A 15560-nucleotide genomic window follows, 5' to 3' on the forward strand; every position below is an offset into this window, starting at 1 on the left:
CGGTCTAGTGGGTGCTTTGTCGGAGTGGGGCGCCCACGGCGTGCAGATGGCGCAGGACCCAAGCATAGGACTGGGTGAGTCCGCATTGGGCGTAGTCGATGCCGTGCCGGGTGCAGAAGTCGTGCACAAGAACTTGGGCGCGGCGCAGGTTGGGACGCGGCATGCTGGGGAACAGGTGGTGCTCGATCTGGTAGTTCAGGCCCCCGAGCAGGAAGTCCACCCACCGGCCGCCGGTGACGTTGCGGGAGGTGAGTACCTGTTTGCGCAGGTAGTCCAGTTTCTCGTTCTTGGCCAGGACGGGCATGCCCTTGTGGTTGGGGGCGAAGGAGCAACCGAGGTACACGCCCATCAGCCCCTGGTGCACGGCGATGAACAGCACCGCCTTGAGCGGGGACAGCACCAGGAACACCGCGACCAGATAGCCGAGAAGATGGACGGTCAGCAGCACCGCCTCCGACCTGGCGGATTTGACCTCGCCGCGCAGGACGGCCTGCACGCTGGCGATGCGCAGCATCACCGCCTCCACCAGCAGCAGCGGGAAGAACAGGAACGCCTGGTATTTGGCCACCCACCGGAACACCCCGCGTTTGCGGCGTGCCTGGTCGCGGCTGAACGCGAGCGCGGGAATGTCGATGTCGGGGTCGTCGTCTTCGTGATTGGGGTTGGCGTGGTGCCGATTGTGCTTACCGACCCACCACCGGTAGCTGATCCCGGTGAGGGCGCCGTGCGCGCGCCCGACGACATCGTTGCGCCACCGGGACCGGAAGATCTGCCGATGGCCCGCGTCGTGGCCGATGAACGCGAACTGGGTGAGCACCACGGCGAAGAACACCGCGGTGAGCAACTGCCACCAGGAGTCGCCGAGCAGTACGAACGCGACACCGCCCGCGCCGAACAGCAGGATGTTGACCGCGATCCGCAGCGTGTAATACCCGTAGCGCCGCTGGAGCAGCCCGACCCGTTTGACCTGCCGGGACAGTTCCGCGAAATCGCTGGCACGGCCTGTGGCGGCGGGCCGCACTGAGATGTCAGGTGTGGTCATGGGGTCGATCCTCACGATCAGCAAACTTGCCTCGCTCCACGTGAATGCCCGTGGTCGGTACGGGCTGCCCACCGTGCAGCCCGTCCAGCAGCCAGCCGAGCTCGTCGGCGTCGATCAGCCCGGCATCGGCGGCGCGGATCCACGCCACCGCCGCACGGCGCTCGAACGCGCTCCTCCCTCGGCCTCTGCCAGCGGGCAGGGTGTGGCTTGTCATCGGTCACCTCCGGAAAAGGTCTCACCTTCGGCTACCCGACGAGAAACCAGCAAAACCCCACGTCAGCGCGATCGAGAAACCCGACTACGCCGATTGGCCCACCACGTCCGTCGCAGGCGTAGAATTGACGGTGTCGGGAGCATCTCGTATGCGGTGGTCAAGCCCGTGTCGTCCTCGACATCGAGTTCGGCCCGCTAGTTGGGGCACGAGATTCGGATCATCGAAGATCGCCGACTTCACCGGGCGAATATGAGACAGTCGCACCCTAGAGATGCCCTTTCGTCCGGAACAGATCGAGCCTTCAGCAAATCCGATCCTCCCAGCACGCCAGGGCATTCTCGCCCTACGACTCACCCCAACCCCCCTCCCGCCGGTGGATCCGGCCCAGAGTCAGTGGTTGTGGCCGCGAGCTCGCTTGTCGATCAGGCCGCCGGAAAACCACGACCGTCTCGAGGGCGGAGAAGGCTGCCCACCAGGGCGCACTATAGGGAAATCACTGACCGGTAGGTTTGGGCGAGAATCTCACGCGTGATTCCGGCTTTCGTCTTTGCGCACGGCAACTCCCGTACCTGGGCGCACCTGCAGCGTGACCTGGTGCTGCTCAGCCACTGCACGCTCGCCGTCGACGTGCCGGGATACGGCGCCACTGGCTTCACAGCGTCTAATCAAGCGCCTGAGGACCTCATGGCCTTCGCCGCCGCGCCGTCGACGCTGGCCGGCGTCGTGCGTCACTTGTGCGAGCACGGGCCGGTGGTCCTGGTTGGAGTCAGCAGGGGCGGGGTGGTACTGAACGGAGTCGGCAAAGCGGTTCCTGACCTTCTCGACCGGATCGTGTACATCTCCGCCTGGTGCTGTGTGGACAGGACAGTCAGCGACACCCTGCCCTCGTGGTCGGTGCCCCTGCGGCACTCGGGTGTCCCGCAGCTGAACTGGCGCACTGCGGATCCCGGCCTGCTCGCCACACTGAAGAGAGCACTGCGCGCCGAGGGCGCCGACCGGCAGTTTCTCACGTTGCTCAACACGCTGGAGCTCGACGAGTTTCGGCGAGCCCGCGAGTCCTGTCCGGCGCCGACGCCCGGAAGCGGTCCCGGTACGAGGGCAGCCAGCGTGAGGCGTTGTCATGTCTGAGGACGGGCTGGCATTCAAGGGCTTGGAACGCGATGCGTTTCCGCGGCTCGTCGTGGACAAAACGATCGAATCCCCGATTGTGGCGCGGGATTCCAGGTTCCACGAGGTTTTTCGGCCGCCACCGCGCGAAACGCCCGAACGGGAAGCCCTGCTCCGCGAGACGCCGCGCGCGATGCGGGGTTCCCCAGGCGAAACACCACCGATCTTCGTCGAGGACCCTCCGCTCACCGAGCCGCCGATCATCCCGATCCCCGACGAGACCACCGCGCCACAGCCCGGCCGGATAGAGGGGACGCATCGGCTCTATTTGAACTGCCCGGTCGCGCCGGGCCAAACCGTGACCGAGGAGACCGTCTTCGAAAGCCCTCCCGGCGACGTGCGCTACGCCCTGCCGCGCTACGCGCTGGCGACCGACCGGATCGGCGCGGTGGACGAACCGCGCATCGTGATCGTCGACCGCGGGGGCGTCGACACGCTGGTGCTGACCCTGGTCGAGACGCCGGGACCGGCGTCGGCGCCCGGCGTTCAGGAGATGCCGCACGTCCTCGCGGTCACCCTCCGGCTGAATCTGCCCGTGCTCGGCGGCGGCACGATGGTGCAGGAACACCGGTTCCCCGTCGTGCTGCTGGACGAAGCGCAGACCACGATCACCGCCGAACTGCCGCTGGCCGCTCCGGGGCTGCGCCAGCAACTGCTCGCCGCGATGGGTTCGCTCGAAGCGGCTTTCACCCTGATAGTCGGGCGAGGGATCACCGTCGGCATGCCGACCGGCCAGGTGATCAACGGGCCGGAGGGGCTCATTCACTTGTACCGCGAGTACTCGTTTCTGCTGGACTGGATCGTGCTGCCCGCCCCGCTGGTGCTGTCCGATCAGCAGCGCGCCCGGCTGGGCGGTGGTGGCGAGGTGCAGCCGGTGCGCCGGGTGCGTGTCGACTCCGCGGGCCGCAGCCACGCTTACTGGCAGGACGCCGTGCGCCCCGAACTCTTCTACTTCGCCCCCGACCGCTTCCTGCTTGCCCGATCGGGCGAAGGGGCACACCGGCCGCTGCTGCGAGTCAGCGCGGCCAACGCCACGAGCGAGGCCGACCTGGCGGCTGTGCTCGAGTTCGCCGCCCATCCGGTGGTCGAAAACGCGCGGCTGATGGACGCTCTGCCGAAGCTGGAAGAGGAAACGAAGGCACGCGGTGGCACCGGTCCGGTGCGGCTGGAGCGGCTGCAGGAGGCCCAGTCGATCCTACGGCTCGCGCTGCCGCGCAACGGCGCGCCGTCGGAGACCATGACCGAGCGGCCGGACACCGAGATCGACCTGGAACGCGGCATCGTGCACGCCGAGCGGCTGCGGCTGGAGGACTTCCGGCTCGTCTACGACGCGTTGTTCGGCGCCTCGTTCAGCGTGCTGCGCGGCGAGGTCCGGGTGGGCGCGAACGGCCCGGCCCCCGAGGACATCCCGCTCGAACTCCGGCTCGACCGCACCACGGGCGACCTCCTTTCGCTGCAACCCAAGCCGATCACCGGGGTGTCCGTCGAGGCGCGGCTGACCAATCCGATCGAAAGCCCGGTCCAGGTCGGCGCATTACGAGCGGGCGCAGTGATCGAACCTCCGCCGCATTCGGGCCCCACCACGCAGACGGTCGTGTCACCGCGAGCGGGCTGGGTTCCGCTGACCATCACCGGCCTGCCCGCGAGTGGCGGCCTCGCACCGGGTGCGGGGTGCGACCTGGTGCTCACCCCAGACGGGCTGCCCGGCCCTGTCCAGGGTGTCGTGCTGGACCAGAGCGGGCTTGTCGTCGAGCCGGACCGGGCAAAGATCTGGGAGCTGGTGTTCGATCGCAGCACCGACGGACGGCTGACCCGGGAGGTGCGGGCCGAGGCCGTGCCGGAAATGTTCACCGGTCCTGGTGATCGGGTGAACGCTTTCGTACTGACCGTCGAGAACGGCGGCAGCGCGAGCCTCACCGCGACCACGCTGGCCGCCCTCACGTACGTCCGGGTACCGGTGCAACCGCTGCTCACCGGCAGCCCACTGCCCCCCGTGCGCTACCGCACCGAGACGCACTGGGCGTCCGGCGGCATCGGCACCAGCGCGTGGCGGGAAACCGACGCCACGATCCTGTTCCCGGTCCGGACGCCCCCGGCCTGAGAGGCGCGCCATGCTGGAACGACTTCCCGACCTCGCCGCCCCGGTCACCCTGGCCACCGGTCCGGCCTACCGCGTCTTCAACCGCACCGGCGAGGTCGTGGCGCTCCCCCAACGACTGCTGCTCGACCGGCAGCCCGATGGCAGGCCGGTGCTGCTGGTGACCCTGGTGCGCGGCAGCGGATCGCCCGGCGCGACGGGCGGCAGGCTGGATCTCGGCCTGGTCGTGCACACCGATTTCGAGGCGGTGAGCGGCGAACTGATCGACAGGGACGAACACGCGCGGTTACTCGATCTTGAGGTCGACGGCGGTGTGCTGCGGGTGACGGGACCGGAGGACTTCGAGGCCACCACGGTCGCGGGCCCCGAACTGCTGGCGCGTGCGAACCTCGGCACCGAACTGGGGCCGGTCGCCGCGGCGCTGGCCAAACGGCTCACCCAGGAGGGCCTGCCGCCGGTCGACGCCACGCTGCGGCTGCGGGTACGCGCGGTGTCGCCCCGCCATCCGGCGGCCTACACGTTCGATCCGCGGGTGGTGGCGACCGACCTTGCGAAACGACTCGGCGCAGGTGCGACCGTCACGGTCGCCGGGCTTGCCCAGACGATCGAAGAGGTCGTGCCGGGGGCGCGGGATGCGGCCGATCCGGCGGGGCGGGGGCACGCGCTGGCCCTGCGGCTGCTGGACCTGCTCAGTGAACCGGCGCCATCGGTGGAACCGGCGCACCGGCTACGGCCGCCCACCGAGGTGCCGCGGGGCGAGATCCGCGTAGACCTCGCCGAACCCGGTGCGGTCGCGATCGATGTGGTGGTGCGCCTCGATCTCGGGGCCGCGGCGGCCGCCATCGTGGCGGCGGATCCGGGCACGCTCGTCCGGCAGATCGACCTCCCGGCGTTCCCGACCGGACGCACCCCCGTGTCGGTGGCGGCGAACCTCGTCACGCCCGTGGCCGGGATGGCACGGCTGCTGGCGGACGTGCGTGTCCCGGCCCGCCCGCCGGTGCGCCCGCAACCCGTCTCGGCGAGTACCGAACTGCCCGCTCCCGGCCACACCGGCGAGATGGTGCTGGCCCTCGCGCCGGGCGAGACGCTGGACGGTGAGTGCCGGCTCCGCGCGCTGCTCGACACCGGCGACGGTCCGGAGGAACTCCCCGGGCCCTGGCGCCGGGTCACCTCGGACCGCGTGCTGCTGGGCCCGGACGCGTTCGGACTGCCGATGACCGTGGTGCGCTGCTCCACCGGGCTGACGGCACTGGCCACTGTGGACATTCTCGCGGCGAACGGGCACCAGCTCGGGACGCTGGACGCGGCCCGCCCGGTCGCGGCCGTTCCGGTACCGGCTCCGGACGCGCGGCCCCGGTTGCTGCTGCGCCCGCACGGTCCGGGCAAACCGATCGAGGTCGAGCTTCCCGCGCGCACCCGGATCGATCTGGATCCGGCCACCCTGCCGGGTTTCGGTTCGCACCAAGCGACTTTCGAACTAGGCGGATCGGCAGGGCGAACGGTGGTGCGGTGGCGTCCGGAGGGCACCGACGAGTCGGTGGCGCGTGAGGTGGTGCTCGATCCGAGCGCCCCGAGGGTCCGGCTGCGGTGGGTGGCCACCTCGCCGTTCCAGCCCGGCCTGCTGTGGCGTATCGACACCCCGGGCAGCCCGTGGTCCGAGCCGGTCGGCCCCGCCGACGAACTGGTGATCACTGTCGCCGGTGCACCCATCGAGATCGACGGGTGCCAATTGCGGCCCGACCGCGGCCAGCCGGGGGTGTGGACGTACCTGCCGCCCGGCCCGTTCGTCGAACGCGAGCCGTCCGGCAAGCCCACACTATCCATTGTGGAGGCCGGGGAGGTGGCCTTCCTGCAGCTCACCACGAGGCTCGACCTGCCGGAGGACGCGCGGCTGCGGCTCACCGAGCGGCTGCGTCAGCACCTCGAGCGCGCGGACGCGGAGGCACGGGCCGCGGCGGTCGTCGTCGAGACGGTCGCGCTGCAGATCGCCGGGGAGGAGGGGGGGTGGGCCACGATCGCCTCAGGCGGCAGCTCCGGCCTGCCACCGTGGACCACCGCGCTGTCCGTCTCGCTCAGCGCCACCCAGCTGGCGGCCCTCAAAGCCGCGATCGGCGGCCGCATCGGACTGGTCCGTTTGCACACCCGGTTCGCCGCCCCCGTCGAGCACCAACCGTCGATGACGCAGATCGCCACCGCGGAGGTCAGGTACGTCAGCGATCAGGGGCCCGCCGAGGGCGTATCGCTCGCGGTCACGGGCACCACGCCCACGGCCGCACCGGCGCCGCGGGTCGTCGAACAGGCAAACGACCTCGCCGATCTCATCAATCCCGGCTGAACCAGGAGGAACCAAGGATGCTGCAGATACTGGGCGCGGTCGACACCCCGGCCGCCACCGCCTACCCCGACGACAACGACGCGCTGCAGTTCTACGTGCTGCCGAAGGTGCCGCTGATGCGCCGCGACAGCAACGGCAAGCCCGTCTTCAAGTTCGTCCAGTACCGCTCGCTGCGGCCGCTGCCCAGCGGTAGGAACGGTGCCGCACTCGTCTTCATGGACATCGAAATGGCCCTGACGGCCGCCGACGAGCAGGCGTTGCGACAGAAGCTGGCGGACCACCTCAACGCCCGGGGCGGCGGCTCGGTCACCCCCGAGGCCATCGTGCTGTCGAAGCCGCAGATCACCAAGGCCTCGGTGACGCTCGACGTGCTCTCCGGCAGTGGCGATCTCGTACAGCGGGTCAACCACGGCGGGGTGCCCTCGATGTACGGCAACAACGTCGTGGCGTTCTCCGCCGAACTCACCGAATTCGGCGCGCCGGTCTTCGCCGCCGCGATGAAGAGCGAGGGTGCGGGCGGAGTGCGGGCGGAGTACGCGTTTCAGTTCAACGGCCGGATGCCCCCGGTCACCGCGGTCGGCACCTGGTACGCCAGCAAGTTCTACAGCTTCGTACAGGAGGTCGACTTCGAGGAGAACTTCTGGTCCGAGGACGACTTCAGCGAGAAGGTCAACGAGATCTTCGTGAACTCCGAGTCGCGGAAGGTCACGGTCGACCCCGGCGGCCTGCCCAACACGGATCCGGCGGTCGCGGCGATGCTGAAGACCGTCGAGGACTCGGTGACCCGCCAGCTCGACGAGGCCGTCCAGCGCAACCTGCTGGAGGCGATCCCGCCGGAGAGCCGGGACTTCTCCAAGATCCGGGACGAGGACTTCGAGAACATCCGTCGCGAGGTCACCGTCAACAAGATCGCGGACGTGCGGATCGAGCACACCCAGAAACAGATCGTGCCAGTGGACGTGCGGCCGCAGGCGAACATGCCGTCGCTGGTCAGCCAGGGCTTCAAATGGGAGGACTTCGCGATCACCGCGGACGTCGACGACCCGTTCTACCGGCAGTTCAACCTCGCCATACAGGTCAACGCGGAGTTCGAGAAGCTGCCGATCTTCAGCGTGGACGTCTCGATCGACTATCCGCCCGCCACCGCCAAGCACGGCATCAAGACCTTCTCCTTCAAGAAGGCCGACGACATCGGCAGGTTCGACTCGTTCATGGACAGCGGAGGCACTGCCTTCAAGTACAAGTACACCGTTTTCTACACCGGCGAGAGCCGGACCTTCGAATCCGAGTGGCAGGACCACGACGGTACCGATCTGAAGATCAACATCGATGACCTCGGCCTGTGGCTGGTGGACGTCGAGGTCGGCGATATGAACTGGGACCAGGTTTCCCGCGCCGTGCTCACCCTGGAACACCCCGAGGTGAGCCCCGGTGTCCCGCCGGTGACCCGGTTCCAGATCGACAGCACCACGAAGGTATTGCAGGTCAAGGAACTGCTCATGGAGCCGGCGAAACCGTACGGCGGCTCGGTGAAGTTCTTCATGAAGGACGGCCGGGAGTTCGTCCGGCAACTGGCCGATCTCAAGGGCCAGCGGTTCTATGTGGACGATCCGTTCTCGGTCACCAACGAGGTGCTGCTGCGCACCCGCGGCGACTTCGAGAAGATCATCGACACGATCTTCCTCGACCTCACCTACACCGACGACGTCAACGGCTACGAGCAGACGCATTCCATCGCGCTGTCCAAGGCACTGCGCTTCGACAGCTGGAAGTTCCCGGTGATCGACCCGCGAGTGGGCAAGGTGACCTATCGGACGGTGACCACGTTCCACGACGGCACCTCGGCCGAAAGCGGCGAGAAGACGCTCGAGGGCAGGACGCTGGTGCTCGGCGTGGAGTCGGCGGTGCTCGAGGTGACCCTGGTGCCCGACCTCATTCCGTGGGATCTGGTGAAACTGGCGAAGGTCGACCTGCGCTACGTCGACGAGGCCAACCACATCGACGAACTGGAAAGCACCACGTTCCGCGCGGGCGCGACCGAGGCGACGGTGTCCTTCCCGATCCGTGACCGGACCAAGACCAGCTACGAGTGGACCGAAACGTTCTTCATGACCGACGGGACGAAGCGCACTGCCACCTCCGCCGGGCGGGTCAAGGACGAGAAGCTGATCATCGAACTGCCGGCGGCCTGAGTCGGACGAGAAGGGGCCTGCCGTGCTGTCCGAGAAGCCACCGTTCTACCTCATCGACGGGGTCTCCATCCTGCCCGACCACGCCGATCCGCTGCAGTTCTACTACCAACCGCTGTCCCCGCGGTTCGTCACGCGGACCGAGGGCGCGCTGGAGATCCCGCAGTTGCTGTTGCTGGAGTACCGGTCGGCCGGGCCGTCCGGCGGGTTCCTCAACTTCGACGTGCACCTCGGGCTGTCGCCCGAGCGAACGCGCGATCTCGAGGACCAGCTGGCCGATCTGGCGCGGCTGCGGCAGCGACCACGGCTGTCGCCGGTGCCCGTCGTGGGTGGGTCCGTCACGTTGACGTTGCTCGGGCGGCAAAGCGGGGAGCAGCCGGGCGGTGATCTGGTGCGCGCCATCCGGCATTCCGCGAAACCCTCACTGTACGGCGACAACCGCGCGGCCTTCTCGGTCGAGCTCGACGAACGAGGGGTGACGATCCTGCGCCAGGCGATGCTCGGCGAGCTGTCCCCGATCGGGGTCACCTACAGCCTGGACTACCTCGCACTGCGTCCCGCCTATCACGTCAAGCTGCGGATCGACTGGAACCGCACGCAGGACATCATGGACGAGACCTTCGGCCACGAGGGGTTGTTCACCGACGTCCAGATCCAGGACGTCGTGGAACGGCTGGAAGAGGAACGCGCGATCGTCTTCGACACCGACACCTTCGTACCCGAGGACGAGGAGAGTTCGGTGATCGAACGCCGGAACGCCGCGGTGGCCCGGGTCCGGGACATGATCACCGACGCGTTCTTCACCAGCTCGATCGATCCGCTGCGGGCGGCCCCGGACGGCTGGGACAAGACCCGCGAGGTGATCAAGTCCTTCTCACCGCAGCGGGTCAGCCCGGCAGGCGTGTTCTCGTACCAGAAGACGCACTACTCGCGCGTCGATCGCAAGCGACTGGACGTGGACCTGTCCGAGCGGGTGACCATCGCCCGGACGATCTATCCGCAGGGCCACCTCACCGGGCTGTTCCGCGCGCTGCAGGCGGGCCTGGACCTCGAACGCCTGGTGCTCCAGGTGAACGCGGACTCGGATTTCTTCAAGCGCCGCAAGTTGAAACTCATTTCGCGCGCCGATTTCACCCGCGATCCGGTGCGTTCGGTGACGGTGGCCCTCACCTACGGCACGAACCCGACCAAGTCCGTGCTGCTCGACGCCGCCCGCCCCGAGCTGGAAGTCGAATGGCCGTCGGTACTGGACGGCGGACGGATGGTGTGGCCGGTCAAGGTGCAGTTCACCGTCGACCTGCTGCCCGGCCCGGCCGGTGAACGCCCGGCCCGATTGCTGTCGAAGCCGGTCGACGTGCTCGGCGAGGAGCACGAGATCCAGCCCCGGGACTTGTTCGCCGAGGAATCGATCCCGATCCTGACATTGCCGAAGTTCCCGTTCGACCGGTATCCGCGAGTCGACGTCCGGCTGCGCTACGAGGACCCTGCCGGCGGGATCCGCCAGGACGACGTCGTGCGGCTGTCCGCGGGCACCGCGAACGCAGAGTGGAAACGCTTCCTGGTGGGCGCCCCTGCGGGCCCGGTCATCGCGTCGATCAGCTACCACGGGGCGGACGGCCGGGTGCATGAGACCGCGCCCGCCCCCGCGGACAAGGGACAGGTCGACGTGCCGGATCCCTTCCCGGACCGGCTGGTGGTCAAGATCGTCGAGGCACTGTCCGACCAGGTCGAGCGCGCCTTCGTGGACCTGGTCTTCGACGATCGCGACCACGCGCAAAAGGTGGAGCAAACCGTCGAGGTCGTGCCCGGCCAGAGCCCGGAGTCGTTCGTGGTGGACCGCGTCGACCCGACCGCCGACCAGATTCGCTACCGGATCGTCGTGCTGCGCAACGACACCACACTGTTCGAGGGCCCGTGGTCAAGCACGCTGGCCAAGCGCATCTTCGTGCGTGACGACCTGCGCGGGCATCGGGCGGTGAAGCTGCACGCACCCGCGGATTTCGAGACCGAGGGGTTGCGGTTCATCCGGATCGAGGCACGGGCGAACGACGAACTGGCCGGGATCTCGGTCGAGGACCGGTTCGACTTCACCGCCCCGGGTTCCAGCCACACCTTCGAATTCGATTTCGTCGACCCCAGCAAGGACGCCTACGAGTTGCGCGTCTTCCGGGCGTACCGCAACGGCATGTCCGTCCAGGAGGAGTGGACGCGGTTCGACGTGGACACCCTGACCATACCCGCCACCACCGCCTGATCACTGGGAGCCGGCCATGATGCAACTCGGCAACACGTTCGAAGTGGACGGTGTGACGGTCTTTTCGGATCACGCGGACCCGGCCCAGTTCTGGTACCTGGCGACGCGGGTGGCGCTGGGCCGGAACCAGGACGGCAGCCCGGCATTCAGCATGATCAAGTACAAGCCCGCGGTGGCGGATGCCGGGGTGACCGGCGGCGGGTTCCTGATGTTCCAGTCGGTGATCACGCTGCCCCCGGCCACCCGAGGCAAGATCATGTCCCGGCTGTCCGCGCGGGTGCCGGGCGGCCGGCCGACGCTGTCGCCCGCACCGGTGGAGGGCGGCACGGTGCGGTGCCTTGCGCTGAACCTGGAAGGTGGGGGCGGCACCACCGCCCCTTCGCCGCCGCCCGGCGCGTTCAACGCGGTCACCAAGATCCTGGGCGCCACCCGGCCGTCCATGGTCGGGGAGCAGACGGCCGCGTTCTCCCTGGTGCTCGACGAGGCGGGCGCGACGATCCTGCAGCGGGCGTTCGAACAGGCCGCCACCCCGCTGGGCGTGATCTACGAATTCGAGTACGGAGTGCTCACCCCGGACATGCGCGTCGAGATCACCGCGGACTTCGAGCGCATCTACACGCATTTCTCGGCGGGGGTCGAAGCACAGCTGTACTGGGTGCGCGCCGGTATCGACGCGGGGTTCGAGAAGCTCGTGCAGGACGGCGCGATCACCATCAAGGTGACCGATTTCAGCGGCTCGGCGGATGCCGCCGAGAAGGAGAAGTGGGCGCTGGAATTCTTCAAGAACGACCTGCTGAAGCGATGGTTCGAGCCGTCCCTCGATCTCGGGAAGCTGCAGGGCCCCGCGCAGCCCGAGGGCCTCGACGCGATCCTGGAACGGCTGAAGAAACTGCGCGGCGACAAAGCGCCTCCCGGCGGGGGCGGCACGACTCCCCCAGCCACCACCCCGCCGACGCCGGGCGAACTGCCGAAGGCCACCCTGACGATCGACCAGACCTCGCCCAGCCCGTTGCCGCCCGGCGTCGGCCTGAGCATGACCCCCTCCGCCTCGGGCACCACGGAAACCCTTGTCGTACAAGGACCTTCTGGTGCGGTCGTCACCGTGGACGGTCAGCCGAAGACGCTCGACGCCGCGGGCAGGCTCAGCGTCGAGATCGCGGCCGCGAGCACGCATCCGGTAACCGTGGACTGGCCCGCGTCACCGCCGGTGGACGAGACGTTCAAGCTGTTCTTCACCTACGACCAGCCCAAAGAGCAGGGGTTCTCCCCCACGCCGAGCAACCCGGTCTACAACTCGTACCTGCTCGGCAATCCGACTCCACCGGACACACGCTTCTCGCAGAGCACCGCGCCCGGCCAGTCCCAGCCGCAGGGAGCCGCCGCGCTGCGGGACTGGCTGGACAACCGGCTGGTCGCGCCGAAGAACGTCACCGTCACCGCGCATGCCAGCTTCGAGGGCGATGCCAGCGCGGCGAAGGCGGATTTCAACCTGAGGCTGACCCGGCGGCGGCTGGGGGTCGCCACCGGGATCATCGCCAGCCGCGCGACCGTCGCCTCGGCGCAGCCGCTCGGGTTCACCCGCGCACAAGGCGCGGGACGCGTCGGCGATCAGGACGACCGGGTCGTGGAGGTAACCGGCAAGGTACCCGGCGCCAACCCCGCGCTGTCCGTCCGCGCCACGGTGGCGCGCGCGGCCCAGCCCGGCACCACGGATCCGCCCGACCCGCCCACCGGCGAGCAACCACCAGGCGAAGGTGGCGGTCTCACCCCGGCGCTGTTGTCGTTCAAGCTCAAGTTCATCCGGCAGGAGGAACGCAAAACACTCAAGCTCGTCTACGACCGCAGGGCCGTGGTCAAGCGCAGCTACGCGCCGCAGGGGTTCATCGGCCTGCTGCTCGACGAACTGCCGGACAAGGATCGGCATTTCGTGCTCGTCGACCTGTTCGACCCGTTCTTCCAGAAACTCGCGGTCGACGTCGCCACGCCCACCGAGTTCGCCGACATCGGGCTGTTCTCCAGCGATGTGGCCATCGACTACGGCGATCCCGCCGATCCGCGAAACCACCGGCACGCCGAGTTCCGGCTCACCGAGGCCGATCGTGGGCCGAAGAGATTCGAGACCTTCCTCAACGAGACGTTCGACCTCGGTTTCCGGGTCGGGCTGCAACACCACTTCGACGCGAGTTCCGGCTGGGTCGGCGAGCGGTTGAGCTACGAACTGCCGCCGAGGGCCAGCACCGACCGCACCCTCAAGGTCGATCCCGCGGATGATCTCGGGTTCCTACGGCTGGAGATCTTCCCGAACCGGATCGACCGCGGCATCGTCTCGGCCATCGACGTGCGGCTCGACTATGACGACGGAGACGGCTTCCAGCGCACCGACACATTCCGCGTGCTGCCCGATTCTCCCGCGCAGCATTGGAAACTGCGTCTCACCCACCCCGAGCAGCGCGGCTGGACCGCGACGTTCACCCACCATCTGACGAACGGATCGGTCCGGCACACCGGGCCGGTGGCCGGCACCGCGTCGTTCCTCGCCGTGGACGACCCGTTCACCGATTCGCTGGACATCGTTGCCGTCCCGCTGTTCACACCCGGCACCGTCCGGCAAGCGTTCCTTGACGTCAACTACACCGACGACGGCAATGCCTACCGGCGCATCGAGCGGCTGGAGATCGACGGAGACGCGACCGAACCGCTGCCCCTGCGAATCGCGTTATTGGACGGTAGGCAGCGCACTTTCACACACCGCATCACGATCGTCGGAGCGGATGGCGCGATGGTGCAACGCGCCCCGGTGACAGGGGAAGAGACGCTCATCGGAATCGGGCTGTGATCGCGTTGCGTCCGGCCGCGCAGCGACTGTACGGCGAACTCTGGCCGGGCAGCGCGTTCCCGGCAGCCCTGACGGCAGCGCTGGACCGGCTGGAACGCAGCGCATGGCCGGAAATCGTCGCCACCTGGAGCCTGCTCACCCCGTCCGGGTTCCCGATCGAGTACACCGCCGGCCCACCCGGCAGCAGCCCGCGGTGGACTGCCGAACTCGCCGGACCCGAGCTGCCCGAAGCCGAGCGACTGGCGGTGGGCGCGGCACTGCTCGCCGCGGACGGACCCGCCGTGCCAGCGCGCCTGCTGACCGCGCTGTCCGAACTGCAACGAGATACGCGATTGCGCTACGGGACATGGCTGGGCGGTGGCGTCACCAACCGCAAGATTTACGCCGAACTGCCGCACGCGTGCGACGCGGATGTGCTGTCCGAGGCGCCACTGCCCGCGCCGCTGCGCACCTTCCTGCGCCATCTCCCGTCGGCTTCGTTGCCGCGCATATTGGCCGTCGACGCACCAATGCGGCGCATCGAGCTGTACGCGAGGTTGCCGGTGGCCGACCTGACCGAGTTGACATCGCTCTTCCACGCCCTCGACTGCCCCGGCGCGCTGCGTTGCCTCGGTCGACTACCCGACGGACTCGGGAGATTGCGCGGCCGCCGTTTGGGCCTGAGCGTGGCGACCGAGTCCAATATAGACACTTCGGAATCTCCACGAGACGGATCCGAGCTCACCCTGTTCGTCACCGCCCGCACGATGTTTCCCACCGCATCAGACCTGCTGCCCACCCTCGCACCCCAGATCTCCGGCATCACCCGCACACAGCGGCCCGGTCTGGTCACGCTGCGACTGGACCCGGACGGCGGATCACCGGCGATCGCCGTCGGCGTAACGCCGACGGTACCCACGCACGTACCCAGTCTCGACCACTGAGGCCGACTACCCAGGCTAGGCACCCCACTTCCGACCACGGCAACGGACTGTTGAACGATCCCGCACATCCGGCCCCATCGCGTCCCGAACTCGGCGAGCTGTCCGTGGAACCGCACCCGCATCAGGCCAGGCTAGCGACAAGGTTCGGCCGAACCTCTCCTCCTTCCTGCCGACTTGCTGGTCTCCTTCGCCATGCGCACACCTCTCGTGTGCTCGGACTACTACGAGACCTCCGCCCCATTCCGCGTCTTCAGCAGACGACGTGCCTATCCCACCACCCGAGCGGATTCCGGACCGTGGGAGTGACATGGAATGGTTCCCGTGTTCACTGGGAATCGATCGATCAGCTTGGCATCCAGCTTTGCCCCGGCAGCCTCGCCACGAGTACGCCGCAGTTCTTCCTCGTGGCCTCCCCGCCGGCACGCCTAGGCCGTGTTTCATATGTGGCGTAGCCAGATGTTGATGGCGGCGATGTCGATGGTGGCTTGGTAGCGCACGGCGA

General features: G+C 68.2%; 9 protein-coding genes. 7 read left to right on the forward strand and 2 right to left on the reverse strand.

The genetic code is table 11. The features are described 5' to 3' along the window. Nucleotides 1–4: 4 nt before the first annotated feature. Together FXO23_RS49150 and FXO23_RS49155 are read right to left on the reverse strand one after the other, a co-directional pair. Nucleotides 5–1042: a fatty acid desaturase family protein gene (locus tag FXO23_RS49150; RefSeq protein WP_158895881.1), complete on the reverse strand. Its 1038-nt coding sequence runs from the start codon at nucleotides 1040–1042 to the stop codon at nucleotides 5–7. After that, nucleotides 1029–1256 (reverse strand): hypothetical protein, encoded by a 228-nt coding sequence (locus FXO23_RS49155; protein WP_158895883.1) that lies wholly within the window; start codon nucleotides 1254–1256, stop codon nucleotides 1029–1031. The genes FXO23_RS49150 and FXO23_RS49155 overlap by 14 nt, the downstream gene beginning before the upstream one ends. A 528-nt stretch (nucleotides 1257–1784) precedes the next feature. Here FXO23_RS49155 and FXO23_RS49160 point away from each other — a divergent pair. The 7 genes from FXO23_RS49160 to FXO23_RS49190 are packed head-to-tail and all read left to right on the forward strand — an operon-like array spanning nucleotide 1785 to nucleotide 15058. After that, on the forward strand, nucleotides 1785–2384 hold the full coding sequence (locus tag FXO23_RS49160) for an alpha/beta fold hydrolase (protein WP_246258592.1): 600 nt from the start codon (nucleotides 1785–1787) through the stop codon (nucleotides 2382–2384). Beyond that, entirely contained in the window at nucleotides 2377–4524 is a 2148-nt protein-coding gene (locus FXO23_RS49165) for a hypothetical protein (RefSeq protein ID WP_158895885.1), read from the forward strand. The genes FXO23_RS49160 and FXO23_RS49165 overlap by 8 nt, the downstream gene beginning before the upstream one ends. A gap of 10 nt (nucleotides 4525–4534) precedes the next feature. Continuing rightward, nucleotides 4535–6856, forward strand: coding sequence for a hypothetical protein (locus tag FXO23_RS49170; protein WP_158895887.1), 2322 nt, complete (start codon nucleotides 4535–4537; stop codon nucleotides 6854–6856). A gap of 17 nt (nucleotides 6857–6873) precedes the next feature. Beyond that, nucleotides 6874–9048, forward strand: coding sequence for a hypothetical protein (locus FXO23_RS49175; protein WP_158895889.1), 2175 nt, complete (start codon nucleotides 6874–6876; stop codon nucleotides 9046–9048). A gap of 22 nt (nucleotides 9049–9070) precedes the next feature. Beyond that, complete coding sequence (locus FXO23_RS49180) at nucleotides 9071–11299, forward strand: hypothetical protein (protein WP_158895891.1); 2229 nt, start codon at nucleotides 9071–9073, stop codon at nucleotides 11297–11299. A gap of 16 nt (nucleotides 11300–11315) precedes the next feature. After that, nucleotides 11316–14135, forward strand: a complete 2820-nt coding sequence (locus tag FXO23_RS49185; RefSeq protein WP_158895893.1) for a hypothetical protein — start codon at nucleotides 11316–11318, stop codon at nucleotides 14133–14135. Then, nucleotides 14132–15058, forward strand: a complete 927-nt coding sequence (locus FXO23_RS49190) for a hypothetical protein (RefSeq protein ID WP_158895895.1) — start codon at nucleotides 14132–14134, stop codon at nucleotides 15056–15058. The genes FXO23_RS49185 and FXO23_RS49190 overlap by 4 nt, the downstream gene beginning before the upstream one ends. The last annotated feature ends 502 nt before the right edge of the window (nucleotides 15059–15560 follow it).

This window comes from Amycolatopsis anabasis (genome assembly GCF_009765355.1).
GTDB lineage: Bacteria > Actinomycetota > Actinomycetes > Mycobacteriales > Pseudonocardiaceae > Amycolatopsis > Amycolatopsis anabasis.